The 16,357-nt window shown below is 63.5% G+C and carries 13 protein-coding genes; all 13 read right to left on the bottom strand.

Annotated elements, in window-relative coordinates; genetic code table 11:
• Entirely contained in the window at positions 1-915 is a 915-nt protein-coding gene (ccoP, locus tag ACO550_RS28000; RefSeq protein ID WP_315595460.1) for a cytochrome-c oxidase, cbb3-type subunit III, read from the bottom strand.
• A gap of 2 nt (positions 916-917) precedes the next feature.
• The gene (locus tag ACO550_RS27995) at positions 918-1,079 is read right to left on the bottom strand and encodes a CcoQ/FixQ family Cbb3-type cytochrome c oxidase assembly chaperone (protein ID WP_315595459.1); all 162 of its coding nucleotides are present in this window, start codon (positions 1,077-1,079) and stop codon (positions 918-920) included.
• Between the two features lie 4 nt (positions 1,080-1,083).
• Positions 1,084-1,776, bottom strand: a complete 693-nt coding sequence (gene ccoO, locus ACO550_RS27990) for a cytochrome-c oxidase, cbb3-type subunit II (RefSeq protein WP_315595458.1) — start codon at positions 1,774-1,776, stop codon at positions 1,084-1,086.
• An 18-nt stretch (positions 1,777-1,794) separates the two neighbouring features.
• On the bottom strand, positions 1,795-3,243 hold the full coding sequence (gene ccoN, locus ACO550_RS27985; RefSeq protein ID WP_315595457.1) for a cytochrome-c oxidase, cbb3-type subunit I: 1,449 nt from the start codon (positions 3,241-3,243) through the stop codon (positions 1,795-1,797).
• Between the two features lie 190 nt (positions 3,244-3,433).
• Positions 3,434-3,601 (bottom strand): cbb3-type cytochrome oxidase assembly protein CcoS, encoded by a 168-nt coding sequence (gene ccoS, locus ACO550_RS27980; protein WP_315595456.1) that lies wholly within the window; start codon positions 3,599-3,601, stop codon positions 3,434-3,436.
• Positions 3,602-6,241 (bottom strand): heavy metal translocating P-type ATPase, encoded by a 2,640-nt coding sequence (locus ACO550_RS27975; RefSeq protein WP_315595455.1) that lies wholly within the window; start codon positions 6,239-6,241, stop codon positions 3,602-3,604. It abuts the gene before it with no gap.
• A 107-nt stretch (positions 6,242-6,348) separates the two neighbouring features.
• Positions 6,349-7,446, bottom strand: coding sequence for a cell division protein ZapE (gene zapE / locus ACO550_RS27970; protein WP_315595454.1), 1,098 nt, complete (start codon positions 7,444-7,446; stop codon positions 6,349-6,351).
• An 87-nt stretch (positions 7,447-7,533) separates the two neighbouring features.
• Entirely contained in the window at positions 7,534-8,958 is a 1,425-nt protein-coding gene (gene lpdA, locus ACO550_RS27965) for a dihydrolipoyl dehydrogenase (RefSeq protein WP_315595453.1), read from the bottom strand.
• Positions 8,959-9,106: 148 nt separating this feature from the next.
• Entirely contained in the window at positions 9,107-10,357 is a 1,251-nt protein-coding gene (gene odhB / locus ACO550_RS27960; protein WP_315595452.1) for a 2-oxoglutarate dehydrogenase complex dihydrolipoyllysine-residue succinyltransferase, read from the bottom strand.
• A gap of 99 nt (positions 10,358-10,456) precedes the next feature.
• A complete protein-coding gene (locus ACO550_RS27955) occupies positions 10,457-13,309 on the bottom strand; it encodes a 2-oxoglutarate dehydrogenase E1 component (RefSeq protein WP_315595451.1) in 2,853 nt (950 codons plus the stop codon).
• A 304-nt stretch (positions 13,310-13,613) separates the two neighbouring features.
• A complete protein-coding gene (ugpQ, locus tag ACO550_RS27950; protein WP_315595450.1) occupies positions 13,614-14,366 on the bottom strand; it encodes a glycerophosphodiester phosphodiesterase in 753 nt (250 codons plus the stop codon).
• Positions 14,363-15,487, bottom strand: a complete 1,125-nt coding sequence (locus ACO550_RS27945; protein ID WP_315595449.1) for a sn-glycerol-3-phosphate ABC transporter ATP-binding protein UgpC — start codon at positions 15,485-15,487, stop codon at positions 14,363-14,365. Before ACO550_RS27945 ends, ugpQ begins: the two co-directional genes overlap by 4 nt.
• A 9-nt stretch (positions 15,488-15,496) precedes the next feature.
• Complete coding sequence (gene ugpE / locus ACO550_RS27940) at positions 15,497-16,345, bottom strand: sn-glycerol-3-phosphate ABC transporter permease UgpE (RefSeq protein WP_315595448.1); 849 nt, start codon at positions 16,343-16,345, stop codon at positions 15,497-15,499.
• Between the last annotated feature and the right edge of the window lie 12 nt (positions 16,346-16,357).

Here is a 16,357-nt window from a genome sequence, read left to right as displayed (position 1 = left end):
TCATTGCCCTGCAGGCGCCGTGTTCGACAGGCCCCAGATATAAGCCGTCAGCATGCGGATGCGTTCCGGCGTCAGGATTTCCTCATGTGCCGGCATATGGCCGTTATGACCCTTCAGGATTGCATCGGTGATCGATCCTTCGGAGCTGCCATACAGCCACACCTTGTCGGACAGATTGGGAGCACCGAGCGCCTGGTTCCCCTTGCCGTTCGCACCATGGCATGCGGCACAGGTCGACTTGAACGTACCCTCGCCGCGCGACGCACGGATCGGGTCGTAGGTCAGTCCCGACAGCGAGCGCACGTACTGCGCCGTGTCCCCGGCCAGCTTGCCGTCGATGGTGCCTGCGAACGGCGGCATCATGCCGTTGCGGCCCTTGGCGATGGTCTGCTGGATCGTCTCGGGGTCGCCGCCGTAGAGCCAGTCGTTGTCCGTCAGGTTCGGGAAGCCGCGGCTGCCGCGTGCATCGGAACCATGGCATTGCGCGCAGTAGTTCAGGAACAGGCGCTGACCAATCTCGCGCGCATCGGGGTCTGCCGCCACCTGCTTGACGTCCATCTTCAGGTACTTGGCATAGACCTCGTGCTGCATCTTCTCGGCGGCCTGCCGATGCGCGGCCAGTTCGCCCTGCGTGGACGTCTTCAGAACGCCCGCGTACGAGCCCAGGCCCGGATACAGCACCAGGTAACCGACGCTGAACACGCAGGCCAGCAGGAACATCCACATCCACCAGCGCGGCAACGGATTGTTCAGTTCGCGCAGGTCGTCGTCCCAGACATGGCCGGTGTCGTCGGTGGTGCTGACGCCCTTTGGCATCTTGCGTTGGGAAAACAGCAGCCACACGCACCACGCGATGCCGATCAGCGCAATGGCCGTGATGTAGTAGCCCCAGAAATCGGAAATAAAATCGCTCATGGTTACGAATTCCGGCTTGGATGATTGGTTTCGTCCGGCAAGGCAAACGGCAACATCGCCGATTCCTCGTTGGCGGCCCGACGACCACCCGACCAGGCCCACCAGCAGATGGCCAGGAAGGTCAGCATCGACAGGACAGTGGCGACAGCGGTCACGATCACCATGGCATTACTCCTTCGCTGGCGCCGACGCTTGCGCGGCGGGTGCAGCCGTGGCGGCGCTACCGCTGTCGAGCCGGACGTTGCGACGGTTCAGGCCCAGGCCTTGCAGGTAGGCCACCATTGCGTCCTCTTCGGTCTTGCCCACCAGTTCTTCCGGTGCGCGCGCAATTTCGTCGTTGGTATATGGCACGCCCAGGCGTTGCAAGGCACGCATGCGGGCCTGTACCGCATCGGTCGGCAGCGGCGTCTTTTCGAGCCACGGATACGACGGCATCACCGACTCGGGCACCACGTCACGCGGATTGCGCAGGTGAATCCGTTGCCAGTCATCGGAGTAACGGCCACCGACGCGTGCCAGGTCCGGACCGGTACGCTTGGAACCCCACAGGAACGGATGATCGAACACCGATTCACCGGCCGTGGAGAAATGGCCATAGCGCTCGGTCTCGGCCTGCAGTGTGCGCACCTGTTGCGAGTGGCATCCCACGCAGCCTTCGCGGATATAGATGTCGCGCCCCATCAGGCGTAGTGCCGAATACGGCGTGATGCCCGGGTCGGGCTCGGTGGTCGAATGCTGGAAGAACAGCGGCACGATCTGCACCAGGCCGGCAATGCTCACCACGATGATGGTGGCGATGATCAGCCAGCCGACATTCTTCTCCAGCGTCTCGTGCCTGAAGAAACCTTGATTTTGAGACATCGTTGCAATCCTCGGCGATCAGTGGGCAGAGGCCGGCAGGCTGGCCGGGATCGGCGCATCCACGGCGGGCTTGCCCGCGATGGTGCGGAACACGTTGTAGGCCATGATGAACATGCCGCCCAGGAAGCACAGGCCACCCAGCAAACGGATCAGGTAGAACGGATACTTGGCCTTCACCGCTTCCACGAACGCGTAGGTAAGCGTGCCGTCGGGCTGCGTGGCGCGCCACATCAGGCCTTCCATCACGCCGGCAATCCACATCGAGGCGATATAGAGCACCACGCCAATCGTTGCGACCCAGAAGTGCAGTTCGATCAGCCGCGTGCTGTACATCTGCTTCTCGCCGAACAGGCGCGGAATCAGGTAGTAGAGCGAACCGATGGAGATCATCGCGACCCAGCCCAGTGCGCCCGAATGGACGTGGCCGATGGTCCAGTCCGTGTAGTGCGACAACGCATTCACGGTCTTGATCGACATCATCGATCCTTCAAACGTGGCCATGCCGTAGAACGACAGTGCGACAACCAGGAACTTGAGGATCGGGTCGGTGCGCAGCTTGTGCCAGGCGCCCGACATGGTCATGATGCCGTTGATCATGCCGCCCCACGACGGCGCAAGCAGGATCAGCGAGAACACCATGCCCAGCGACTGCGCCCAGTCTGGCAGCGCGGTGTATTGCAGATGGTGCGGACCTGCCCACATGTAGGTGAAGTTGAGCGCCCAGAAGTGGACGATCGACAGGCGGTACGAGTAGATCGGGCGCTCGGCCTGCTTGGGGATGAAGTAGTACATCATCCCGAGGAAGCTCGTGGTCAGGAAGAAACCGACCGCGTTATGGCCGTACCACCACTGGATCATGGCATCCTGCACGCCTGCATAGGCGGAGTACGACTTCCACATCGACGCCGGCATCTCGATGTTGTTGACGATGTGCAGGATCGCAATCGTCAGGATGTAGGCACCAAAGAACCAGTTGGCAACGTAGATGTGCCGCGTCTTGCGCTTGATGATCGTGCCGAAGAACACTACGGCGTAGGCCACCCAGACCAGCGTGATCAGTATGTCGATGGGCCATTCGAGCTCGGCATATTCCTTGGAACTCGTAATGCCCATCGGCAGCGTGATCGCGGCGGCCACGATGACGAGCTGCCAACCCCAGAACGTGAAGGCCGCGAGCGGGCCGCAGAACAGGCGCGCCTGGCAGGTACGCTGCACCACATAGTAGGACGTGGCAAACAGCGCGCTGCCGCCGAATGCGAAGATCACCGCATTGGTATGCAGCGGTCGCAGCCGGCCGAACGACAGCCACGGTGTATTGAAATTCAGATCTGGCCAGATCAGTTGCGCCGCAAGCAGAACGCCTACGGCCATGCCGACGATCCCCCACACTACGGTCATGACGGCAAACTGCCGCACCACGCCGTAATTGAAGGTGTCGACGCGTGGAGACGCGGTGGTGACAGCCATTCAGACCCCCAAGCTAAGTAAGAATAAACCTATTGACAGTGTGACTTTAGAAAAACCGCGCACTTGTCGCGTTGACCTCAATCAATGTCGATGCATCGCAGACGAACTGTTTGTGCCTGGTGTTGTCAGTGCACCGATTTAAAGTCGATTCAGCAGAAATTTCGCGGTTGCCAAGCGCATCCTGTCGATGTCAGCGCGCTGTATCCGGGCCCTGCGGCTTGTCGTTGTCGAGCAGGATCGCCTCGCCCGGGCGGTCCAGGTCGTCGTACTGCCCGGCATGCAAGGCCCACCACAATGCGCCGGCGATCAGCGCCACCAGCATCAGGCTCATCGGCACCAGCAAATACAGCGTTTCCATTTACGAATCCCCGATCCGGGCAGGCGGCTTGACACGCAACAGCCGCCAGGCATTGGCCACCACCAGCAGCGATGACACAGACATGCCGATACCGGCCATCCATGCCGTCACGTGCCCCGTGGCCGCCAATGGAATGGCCACCACGTTGTAGGCAAAGGCCCACCCAAGGTTCTGCCGTACGACCCGGCGCGCGCGCCGCGCCGCGGCTATTGCAGTGGCCACCTCGGCCACGCCACCGTGCGTCAGCACCGCATCGGCGCCCGCCTGCGCGAGAGGTGCGCCACTGCCAATCGCAATCGAGACTTGCGCCTGCGCCAGCACCGGCGCATCGTTGATACCGTCGCCAACCGCAAGCACAATCGCGCCGCGCCGTTGCAACGTACTCACATACGCGCGCTTGCCCTCGGGGGTCACTGCCCCGCGTGCGGTCTCCATGCCGAAGCGCGCGGCACACCACTGCACGGCCGCGGCGGCATCACCAGATACCAGATGGCATCGCACACCGAGCGCGGCGAGCTCGCGCAGCAGCGCGGGCGTCTGCGCGCGCTCGACATCGGCCAGTTGAAAACAGGCGAGCAATCCGCTGGCATCGCCAAGCCAGACCTGCGTGGCGCCCGGATGCTCCGTACCGCCCTGGTCGCGCTGATCGCGCCGATCGATCAAGGATGAGGGGAACGATGACAGGCCAGCCACGAACTCGCGGCGGCCCAGGCGGAACCGACAGCCATCGACAGTGGCCTCAAGTCCCTGCCCCGGTACATTGCGCAGATCGGCAACGCGTGGTGCGGATTCCGCAGTGGCGTCGGAAGATTCAGAGGATTCAGAGGATTCAGAGGATTCAGGGGATTCGGGGAATTCATTGAAGGCCCGCGCGATCGGGTGTTCGCCGCCTCGTTCCATGGCGGCCGCGATCTGCCGGCACGCCTGCGCATCGAGCGCACCAAGCGTCTGCGTCGACACCAGTGCGAAGCGGCCTTCGGTCAGCGTGCCAGTCTTGTCGAGCACCACGTCCGTCACGCGGGACAGCGTCTCCAGTGCATGGGCGCGCGTCAGCAGCACACCGCGCCGCGACAAGGCCGCGCCGGCCGCTGCCAGCGCGGCCGGCGTGGCCAACGACAATGCGCAAGGGCAACTCACCACCAGCACTGCCACCGTCACCAGCATGGCGCGCGACGGATCGATCCACAGCGCCCAGACCAGTCCGGTAACGGCCGCCATGGCCAGCAGGGTGCCCACGAACCACCCCGCCACGCGATCGGCCAGTTGTGCAAGCCTGGGCTTGTCGGCCAGCGCGCGATCGAGCACGGCCACGATTTCAGCCAGCCGTGTCTGCGCGCCGATGCGGTCGATGCGCACTTCCAGCGGGCTGGCCGCATTGAAGCAGCCGGCCAGCACGGTATCGCCCATGATGCGTTGTACGGGCCGTGCCTCGCCTGTCAGCATCGATTCATCGATCTCGCTCGCTCCGCCCACCACCACGCCATCGGCTGGCACGATCTCGCCAGCCTTGACACGAATCAGGTCGCCGGGCTGCAACCGGGCCACGGGGATGCGCTCGCCCACCCCGCCGGCCTGTGCCAGGCGTTCGCACGTGGCTGGCAGTTGCCGCGCCAGCATCTCCGCACCGCTGCGCGATGCCTGGCGTACGCGCAGTTCCAGATAGCGCGCCAGCAGCAGGAATGCGACGAACATCGTCACGGAATCGAAATAGACCTCGCCCACGCCACGCGCCGTGGCAATGGCGCTGGCCACAAAGCCCGCCGCGACGCCGATCGCCACAGGCACGTCCATGCCCATATGGCGCTGTCGCAAGGACCGCCATGCGCCGGCAAAGATCGGCCATGCGGAATAGAGAACCACCGGGATCGTCAGCGCGAAGCTGGCCCAGCGCATCAGTTGCAACTGGCCGGGATCGATCGTGGCTTCGTGGGTGTACAGCGGCCACGCGTACATCATCACCTGCATCATGCCGAGCATGGCCACCGCCATGCGCATCAGCAGGCTGCGCCGCTCACGGCGGTCCTGATGGTCGGAGCGCGAGACTTCGAAAGGCCATGCCGTGTAGCCGATATCGGCCAGGCTCGACAGCAGCGCCGCAACGCCTTGCGCCGCATCTCGCCACCGCACCACCACGCGGCGCGTAGCCACGTTGGCCACCACCGACTCCACGCCGTCGAGTTGCGCCAGGCGCTGTTCGATCAGCCACGCGCAGGCCGCGCAACGGATATTCTCGGGCGCCAGCGTGATTTCGGAACGGCCTTCACCAAGCGGCCGCACAAACTGGCTGCGCAGTTCCGGCGTGTCATAGGCGGCCCAGACCGGCTCGGCTTCGCGCCGCGACTCGGCATCGATCGGACGCGCAAAACGCGTGACATCGCCGTAGAGGTGCCCGAAACCCGCAGCGTGCAGCGTCTGGGCCAGGGTCTGGCAACCGCCGCAGCAGAACGTGCGTGGCTGGCCATCAACCTGGGCGACGATCGGTGCGGCATCTTTTATCGACAGGCCGCAATGGAAACAGGAAAACGGGGAAGACGTCGATACGGCCCCCGGTCCGGTGGACGGGGCAACCTGGATGGCCTGGGCGGCAGAAGCCGCGGGGGCCAGCGATGGCGCGAGGGGGGCAGTAGTTAGGGACGGCATGGCGCGCTTTTATTACCCAGTGGATACTAGGTAACTCGCGCGCGCTCCGCCTTGATGCAAATCAAGATTACAGGAACCGAGTCAGAATCGTTCCCGGCAGGTTTCGCTCAGGTCAGCGAGGTGTCCATCACCCGGCGCTCGGACTCCAGATACTCGCGCGACTGCATCTCGATGATCCGCGATACGGTTCGATGGAACTCGTTGGCCATCTGGCCTTCGGTATAGAGCTCGTCGGCAGGCACTTCGGCGGAGATCAGCAGCTTGACCTTGTGGTCATAGAACACGTCGATCAGCCACGTAAAGCGGCGCGCTTCGGAAGACATGCGCGGCGTCATCTTCGGCACGTCCGACAGGATCACCGTGTGGAACTGCGAGGCAATTTCCAGGTAGTCGTTCTGCGAGCGTGGCCCACCGCACAGCGTGGCAAAGTCGAACCAGACCACGCCATTGGCCTTGCGCAACGCCTTGATCTCGCGGTGCTCGATATGCAGGATCGGCGACTCGTCGGCGGTTCCGGCAATCGACACGAATGCGTCGCGCAGGGCGGCGCTGGCCTCGCGGTTCAGCGGCGTGTGATAAGCCTGCACCTGCTCCAGCGCGCGCTTGCGATAGTCGATCCCGGCATCGACGTTGAGCACGTCGAGCTTGGTCTGCAGCAGCCCGATGGCCGGCAGCACGCGATCGCGGTGCAGGCCGTCCGGATAGAGCAGGTCCGGGCGATAGTTCGAGGTCATCACGAACTGCACGCCGTTGTCGAACAACTGCTGTAGCAGCCGGTGCAGGATCATTGCGTCCGCCACGTCGCTGACATGGAACTCGTCGAAGCAGATCAGGCGGAAACGGCGCGCGATGCGTTTGGCCAACTCGTCGAGCGGGTCCGGGCGACCACGCAGTTCCTCGAGCTCGCGATGCACCTCGCGCATGAATTCATGGAAATGGAGCCGCGTCTTGCGTACCACGGGCACGCAGGAATAGAAGCTGTCCATCAGGAACGACTTGCCGCGCCCTACTCCACCCCACATGTAGACGCCCTTGGGCACATCGGGGTGCACCAGGAACTTCTTCAGCGCGTTGCTGCGGCGGCTCTTGTAGGCCACCCACTCGTCATAGCACTGCTGCAGCCGCGCCACGGCGCGCAGTTGCGCCTCGTCGGACTGGTAGCCGCGCTGCGTGAGTTCGTGCTTGTAAAACTCGGTGACGTTCATGTCGGGTTCAACCGGGGTGCTGCAAGTGAAAACGGCGCGCCGCAAGATGGCGGCGCGCCGGTGCTCACCAGATGGTGAACAGATGCCTTACATATTGAGCTGACGCTTGTCGACGGCCAGCGCGGCTTCGCGCATGACTTCCGACATCGACGGGTGCGGGTGGCAGACGCGACCGATGTCTTCGCTTGCCGCCTTGAACTCCATGGCCACCACGGCTTCGGCGATCAGGTCCGAAGCATTGGCCGCCACGATGTGCACGCCCAGGATTTCATCGGTCTTGGCGTCGGCCAGCATCTTCACGAAGCCGTCCGAAGCGCCCATGCCCAGTGCACGGCCATTGGCCATGAACGGGAACTGGCCCGACTTGTACTCGCGGCCTTCGGCCTTGAGCTGTTGCTCGGTCTTGCCGACCCATGCGATTTCCGGGAACGTGTAGATGACCCACGGCACCGTGTTGAAATCGATGTGCGGCTTCTGGCCAACGATACGCTCGGCCACGGCCACGCCTTCGTCTTCGGCCTTGTGCGCCAGCATCGGGCCACGCACCACGTCGCCAATTGCCCAGATGCCCGGCACCTTGGTCTGGCAGTGGTCGTCCACCTCGATGAAACCGCGCTGGTCCACGCCCAGGCCAACTGCTTCCAGGCCCAGGTTGTCGGTATTCGGCACGCGGCCCACCGACACGATCAGGCGATCGACTTCGAGCGTCTGGTCCTTGCCGTCCTTGTCGGTATAGGCAACGGTCACGTTGTCCTTGCCGGTCTTGACTTCGTTGACCTTGACGCCCAGGTTGAACTTCAGGCCCTGCTTGGTCAGCAGCTTCTGCGCTTCCTTGGCCACGCCATCGTCAGCGGCGCCCAGGAATGCGGGCAGCGCTTCCAGCACGGTCACGTCGGCACCCAGGCGGCGCCACACCGAACCCAGTTCCAGGCCGATCACGCCAGCGCCGATCACGCCAAGCTTCTTCGGCACCGAGTCGTACTTCAGCGCGCCTTCGTTGTCGCTGATCAGCTTGTTGTCGACGGCGATGCCCGGCAGATGGCGTGCCTTCGAACCGGTGGCGATGATGACCTGCTTGGCGGTCAGCGTTTCGCCGTTGACTTCGACCTGGAAGCCTTCGGCAGCCTTGCCGGCGAACTTGCCATAGCCCTTGAACAGGGTCACCTTGTTCTTGCGGAACAGGAACTCGATGCCCTTCGTCATCTTGCCGACGATATCGTCCTTGCGCTTGAGCATCTTGGCCACGTCGACCTTGACGTCGCCCACGGTGATGCCGTGGTCAGCCAGGTGGTGCGAGGCGTTCTCGAATTCTTCCGAGGATGCCAGCAGTGCCTTGGACGGGATGCAGCCCACGTTCAGGCAGGTGCCGCCCAGGCGCGCTTCGCCCTTCGGATCGTCATAGGCATTGCCTTCGAGGCAAGCCACGTTCAGGCCCAGCTGGGCAGCACGAATGGCGGCGATGTAGCCGCCGGGGCCGGCGCCGATCACCAGCACGTCGAATTGTTTGCTCATGGGAAATATCTCTTTGGCACGTCATGCCCGCCGCACGGCGGCGGGCATCCGGCGGCATCGCTTGCACGATGCGCTCGCCGGGTCCCCGCACCGGGTGCGGGGGCGACGACAAACGGTAGACGTAATGTCTGTCTGGGATGCGGACCGATTACAGGTCCAGCAGCAGGCGGGCCGGATCTTCCAGCGCTTCCTTCATGGCCACCAGGCCCAGAACGGCTTCGCGGCCGTCGATGATACGGTGGTCATAGGACATGGCCAGGTAGTTCATCGGGCGGATCACGATCTGGCCGTCTTCCACCACGGCGCGGTCCTTGGTGGCGTGCACGCCCAGGATGGCCGACTGCGGCGGGTTGATGATCGGGGTCGACAGCATCGAGCCGAACGTACCGCCGTTCGAGATCGAGAACGTACCACCGGTCAGCTCTTCCAGCGACAGCTTGCCGTCACGGGCCTTGGCGCCGAACTCGGCAATCTTCTTCTCGATATCGGCCAGGCTCATCTGGTCGGCGTTGCGCAGGATCGGCACCACCAGGCCACGCGGCGAACCGACAGCGATACCGATGTCGAAGTAGCCGTGGTACAGGATGTCGTTGCCGTCGACCGAAGCGTTGATGACCGGGTACTTCTTCAGCGCGTGCACGGCGGCCTTCACGAAGAACGACATGAAGCCCAGCTTCACACCGTGTTCCTTCTCGAAGCGGTCCTTGTACTTGTTGCGCAGGTCCATCACCGGCTTCATGTTCACTTCATTGAACGTGGTCAGGATGGCGTTGGTCGATTGCGACTGGATCAGGCGCTCGGCGATACGGGCGCGCAGGCGGCTCATCGGCACGCGCTCTTCCGGGCGATCGCCCAGCGCGGCAAAGTCAACCTGGGCCGACACTTGTGCCAGGGCCGGTTTGGCGGCGGCCGGAGCCGGGGCAGCCTTGGCGGCCGGGGCGGGAGCCGAACCGGCGGCCAGCACGTCACCCTTGGTGATGCGGCCGTCCTTGCCGGTGCCAGCCACTTGCGAAGCCGACAGGCCACCTTCGGCCATCAGCTTGGCAGCCGACGGCATGGCAACGGCGCCAGCGGCGGCCGGTGCGGCAGCGGCAGGTGCCGGGGCAGCGGCGGCCGGAGCCGGGGCGGCAGCAGCCGGAGCGGCGGCGCCAGCAGTGGCTTCGGTATCGATCTTGGCGATGATTTCATCGGCCACGACGGTGTCGCCGTCGTTCTTGATCACTTGCGACAGCACGCCAGCCGACGGGGCCGGCACTTCCAGCACAACCTTGTCCGTTTCGATCTCGATCAGGATTTCGTCCTGAGCGACGGCTTCGCCCGGCTTCTTCTTCCAGTTCAGCATGGTCGCTTCAGCGACCGATTCAGACAGCTGCGGAACCTTGACGTCAACAATAGCCATGGTTTGGTAATTCCTCGATGTATGCGTGTGTTTCGTTTCAGGGAGGTAGCCCCACGTGGCGCATTCCATTCGTTTGCGCCAGCGCGGGGTACCAACGAATTACTTGGTCAGAACAAAGCCCTTGAGCTTGGAGAAAGCAGCATCCAGCAGCGCCTTCTGTTGCTCGTTGTGCTTTGCGTAGTAGCCCACCGCGGGCGATGCCGAGGCAGGACGACCGGCATAACCGAGCTTCTGGCCTTCCGTCATGTTTTCCATGATGTAGTGCTGCACGAAGAACCAGGCACCCTGGTTCTGCGGTTCGTCCTGGCACCACACGATTTCGGTCACGCCAGGGTACTTCTTGAGTTCCGCGGCCACGGCCTTGTGCGGGAACGGGTACAGCTGTTCCATGCGGATGATCGCTGTGTCGGTCGCACCACGCTCCTTGCGGGTGTTGACCAGGTCATAGTAGACCTTGCCCGAGCACATGATCAGACGCTTGACCTTGCTGGCGTTCAATTCCTCGTGATCGGGGATCACGGTCTCGAAATGACCCTTGGCCAGATCGGACAGCGGCGACACGGCTTCCTTGTTACGCAGCAGCGACTTCGGCGTCATGATCACCAGCGGCTTGCGGAACAGACGGATCATCTGGCGACGCAGCAGGTGGAAGATCTGGGCCGGCGTGGTCGGCTGCACCACCTGGATGTTGTGGTCGGCGCAGAGCTGCAGGAAACGCTCGATACGGGCCGAGCTGTGTTCCGGACCCTGGCCTTCGTAGCCGTGCGGCAGCATCATCGTCAGGCCCGAGGCGCGGCCCCACTTCACTTCACCCGACGAGATGAACTGGTCGATCACGACCTGGGCGCCGTTGACGAAGTCGCCGAACTGGGCTTCCCAGATCACCAGCGCATTCGGTTCGGCGGTCGAGTAGCCGTATTCGAAGCCGAGCACGGCTTCTTCGGACAGCACCGAGTCGATCACCGTGAACGGAGCCTGGTTGTCCGACACGTTCTGCAGCGGCACGTACGAACCGGCATCCCAACGCTCGCGCGCCTGGTCATGCAGTACCGAATGGCGGTGCGTGAACGTACCGCGGCCAGCATCCTGGCCAGTGATACGCACCGGGTAGCCCGAAGCGACCAGCGATGCGAAGGCCAGGTGTTCACCCATGCCCCAGTCCAGCATCTGCTCGCCACGGCCCATGTTGGCGCGGTCCTTGATGACCTTCTCGACCAGCGGGTGCAGCTTGAGCTGTTCGGGGATCGTGGTGATCCGCTCGGCCAGGCGCTTGAGTTCGGTCACCGGCACGGCGGTGTCGGCGGCGTCGGTCCACTTGCGGTTCAGGAACGGCATCCAGTCCACCGCGAACTTGTTCTTGAAGTTCGACAGGACCGGGTCGGCCGTGTGCTTGCCTGCATCCATCGCGGCACGGTATTCCTTGACCTTCTCGTCACCGAATTCCGCGCCCACGAGGTTCTGCGCCGCCAGCTTGTCGGCGTACAGCTTGCGCGTACCCGGATGCTGGGAAATCTTCTTGTACATCAGCGGCTGCGTCACAGCCGGGGTGTCCTGCTCGTTGTGACCCAGCTTGCGGAAGCAGATGATGTCGACCACGACGTCCTTGTTGAATTCCATGCGGAAATCAACGGCCAGCTGCATCGCGTACACCACGGCTTCGGGATCGTCGCCGTTCACGTGCAGCACCGGCGCCTCGATCATCTTGACCACGTCCGTGCAATACAGCGTCGAACGGGCATCGCGCGGGTCGGAAGTGGTGAAGCCGATCTGGTTGTTGATCACGATGTGCATCGTGCCGCCCGTGCCGTAGCCGCGGGTCTGTGCCAGATTCAGCGTTTCCATCACCACGCCCTGGCCGGCAAAGGCCGCGTCGCCGTGCACCTGCACCGGCAGCACTTCCTTGTGGCCTGCGTCGCCACGGCGTTCCTGGCGCGCCTTCGACGAGCCTTCCACGACCGGGTTGACGATTTCCAGGTGCGACGGGTTGAACGCGAGCGACAGGTGAACCGGGCCACCTTCGGTCGAGACATCGCTCGAGAAGCCCTTGTGGTACTTCACGTCACCGGCCGGCAGGTCGTCGACGTGCTTGCCTTCGAATTCGGCGAACAGGTCAGCCGGCATCTTGCCCAGCGTGTTGACCAGCACGTTCAGACGGCCACGGTGGGCCATGCCGATCACGATTTCCTGCACGCCCTTGGCGCCGCCGTGCTGGATCAGTTCGTCCATCGCGGCGATGAAGCTTTCGCCGCCTTCCAGCGAGAAGCGCTTCTGGCCGACGTACTTCGTATGGAGGAAGCGCTCCAGGCCTTCGGCCGCGGTCAGGCGGTCAAGGATGTGCTTCTTCTTTTCGAGCGTGAACACGGGCTTGGAACGCGTGGTTTCCAGGCGCTCCTGCCACCAGCGCTTCTGCGCCTGGTCGCTCACGTACATGAACTCGGCGCCGATGGTGCCGCAGTATGTCTCGCGGAGGTTGTTGAGCAGCTCGCGCAGGCTCATCGACTCCTTGCCGAAATACGTGTTGCTGGCATTGAAGACGATGTCGAGGTCGGCCTCGGAGAAACCGTAGAACGCCGGATCCAGGTCAGGCAGGGGCGGACGCTCCTGGCGCTTCAGCGGATCGAGGTCGGCCCAGTGCGTGCCAATGTTGCGGTAGGCGGCGATCAGCTGCGTGGCAGCGACGCGCTTGCGGCCCATATCGGAATCGGCCGAGGCAACAATGGTCTTGATGGGGCCCTGCTTGGCGCGCTCGGCGAACGAGGCGACGATCGGTGCGTGGGGGATATCGCGGGCGTTGGAACCATCCACAGCCGGGACATTCTGCATCGCGTCGAAATACGCGCGCCAGTTGTCGGGAACCGAGCTGGGATTCTGGAGATAGGCCTCGTACAGCTCTTCCACATAGGGGGCGTTGCCGCCGAAGAGGTACGAATTGCTCTGATACTGTTGCATCATGGGGCGCTCACTATTCTCCGGGTATGCCGGAGTTAAGCGGGTTCATCAACCTTCCGCGACACGGCTTGACCGGTTAGCGGATTGCAAACAACTCTTGAGGATCCTGGCAGTGCCACCTTGGACGAACGGCACCACATGGGTGCCGTTGATCTTCGGCCTCACCGCCGGACCCGGAAGGGTCAGTTGTGCGGGGAAGGACCTAAGTCTTCACTCGCAAAAGCATAGCACGTTTGCTTATAAACAGTGGGGACTTTTCGTGATGCAAAATCGAGACAGTTTGTTCATGGACCTGCCCGGGCTCCGCTCAGGCGCCCGCTGCGTCCGGTGCAATCTGGTCGACCGCATCGGTAATCAGCCCATCGAGCCCCCACGACAACAGGTCCCGCGCCCTGCCCGGATCGTTGACCGTGTAGCACAGCACCTTGAAGCCAGCGGCGTGGGCAGCGGCAATGACGCCGGCATCGAGCTCGCGATGATTGGCGTCCAGCGCCACGCAATCGAGTCGGTGCAGGCGGTCGAGCCAGTCGCCGGGGAGCTTGTCGAGCAGCAATGCGCGCGGCAGGTCGGGCGCGGCACGGCGCGCGGCCGCCAGGGCATCCTCCGAGAACGACGATAGCAACGGTGGCACCGCAGCGCCCTTCCATAGCGAAAGTGCATCGAGGGCCACGACGGCACCGGTCCGGTCTTCCGCGCCCGGCACCGGCTTGATCTCGATATTGACCAGGAAGCCGTTGGCCCGCGTGTAACGGGCAATGGCCGCCAGCGTGGGAATTGGCTCGCCGGCGAAGGCCGGTCCGTGCCAGCTGCCGGCATCGAGGCCGGCCAACTCGCCCAGCGTCAGCGCATCGACCCGGCCGTGGCCTGAGGTCGTGCGATCCAGGGTGGCGTCGTGCATCAGCACCGACTTGCCATCGCCCGACAGCTTCACGTCGAACTCGAACATCCGGTAGCCGAACGACGCACCGTGCCGGAACGCCGCCAGCGTGTTCTCGGGCGCCAGCTTGCCCGCACCACGATGGGCGACATGGCGCGGATACGGCCAGTCGCGCCCGCTCATGCCATGGCCTCGATACGCTTGCCGCTCTGCACATCGAAGAAATGCAGGTGCTCGGCCGATGCCGTGATCGGCAGCTTGTCGCCGGCACGCACATGCATCTGGCTGTCCAGCCGCACCACGATCGGCTGGCCGCCGAGCGTGCCATAGGCATACGAGTCCGCGCCCAGCGCCTCCACCACGCGCACATCGACATTGGCGATGGCCTCATGCGCGGCGCATGGCTCCACGTGCTCGGGACGCAGGCCCATCAGCGCCTGCCCGGGCAGGTGCAGGCCCATCGGCAAGTGACCCAGCGTGGCCTGGCCATCGCCCTGCCCGTCCTTGGGCACCACGCGCATCTGCGCGCCACCCTGCTCACCGCTGCCATTGCCATTGCCGCTGCGCGCCACCGGCACCAGGTTCATGGGCGGCGATCCGATAAAGCTCGCCACGAAAGTACTGGCCGGGCGCGCGTAGACTTCGAGCGGCGTACCGATCTGTTCCACGCGACCGCCATTGAGCACCATCATGCGGTCCGCCAGCGTCATGGCTTCCACCTGGTCATGGGTCACGTAGAGGCTGGTGGTTTTCAAGCGGCGATGCAGGTCCTTCAGCTCCAGCCGCATCTGCACGCGCAGCTTGGCATCGAGATTCGACAGCGGTTCGTCGAACAGGAACACGGCCGGTTCGCGCACGATGGCACGACCCATGGCCACGCGCTGGCGCTGGCCGCCCGACAACGCGCGCGGCTTGCGTTCCAGCAGGGGCGCCAGCTCGAGGATGCCTGCCGCATGCTTGACGCGCTGCTCGATCTCGCCCTTCGACATGCCGCGGATCTTGAGCCCGTAGGCCATGTTGTCGTACACGCTCATATGCGGATACAGCGCGTAGTTCTGGAACACCATCGCGATATCGCGCTCGGCGGGTTCCAGGTCATTGACGACCTTGTCGCCAATATGCACCTCGCCACCGGTGATGGTTTCGAGTCCGGCCACCATGCGTAGCAGCGTGGACTTGCCGCAACCTGACGGCCCCACGATCACGATGAACTCGCCGTCGGCGATTTCCATGTCGATGCCATGCACGACCTGCGTGCCGCCGGCGTAGGTTTTCTGAACGTTGCGAAGAGACAGCTTTGCCATGGTCTGACCTTATTTTTCCGTTTCCACCAGGCCCTTGACGAACCAGCGTTGCATCAGCACTACCACCACGGCCGGCGGAATCATCGCCAGCATCACGGTGGCCATCACCAGGTTCCAGTCGGTCGCGGCATCACCGGAACGCGAAATCATCTGCGTCACGCCCACCACCACTGGCGTCATCGACTTCTGCGTGGTGATCAGCAGCGGCCACAGGTACTGGTTCCAGCCGTAGATGAACTGGATCACGAACAGCGCGGCGATGCTGGTGCGCGACAGCGGCAGCACGACATCCCAGAAGAAGCGCAGCGGCCCGGCGCCATCGATACGCGCCGCTTCGGCCAGCTCGTCCGGAATCGTCAGGAAGAACTGCCGAAACAGGAACGTGGCGGTGGCCGAGGCGATGATCGGAATCGTCAGCCCGAAGTAGCTATCCAGCAGCCCCAGGTCCGACACCACCTTGTAGGTCGGCAGGATGCGCACTTCCACCGGCAGCATCAACGTGATGAAGATCATCCAGAAGAAGAACTTGCGCAGCGGAAAGCGAAAATAGACGATCGCAAAGGCCGAGATGATCGAGATCGCGATCTTGCCCAGCGCGATGCCCAGCGCCATGATCAGGCTGTTCTTCATCATGGTGGAGACCGGCGACGCGGCCTCGCCCACGCCGTGGAACAGCACGGTGCGATAGTTCTCGATCAGGTGGCTGCCCGGGATCAGCGTCATCGGTGAATCGAGTACCTGCTCGGCCGTGAGCGTCGACGCCACGAAGGTCAGGTACACCGGGAATGCCACGATCGCGATGCCGAGAATCAGCACCAGATGTGTAATGAAGTCCAATACGGGACGACGTTCTACCATTGCTGTCTCCTC

The organism is Cupriavidus sp. (assembly GCF_057315035.1).
The sequence above is the reverse complement of the archived record's forward strand: the minus strand, read 5'-3'. Positions and strand labels throughout refer to the sequence as shown.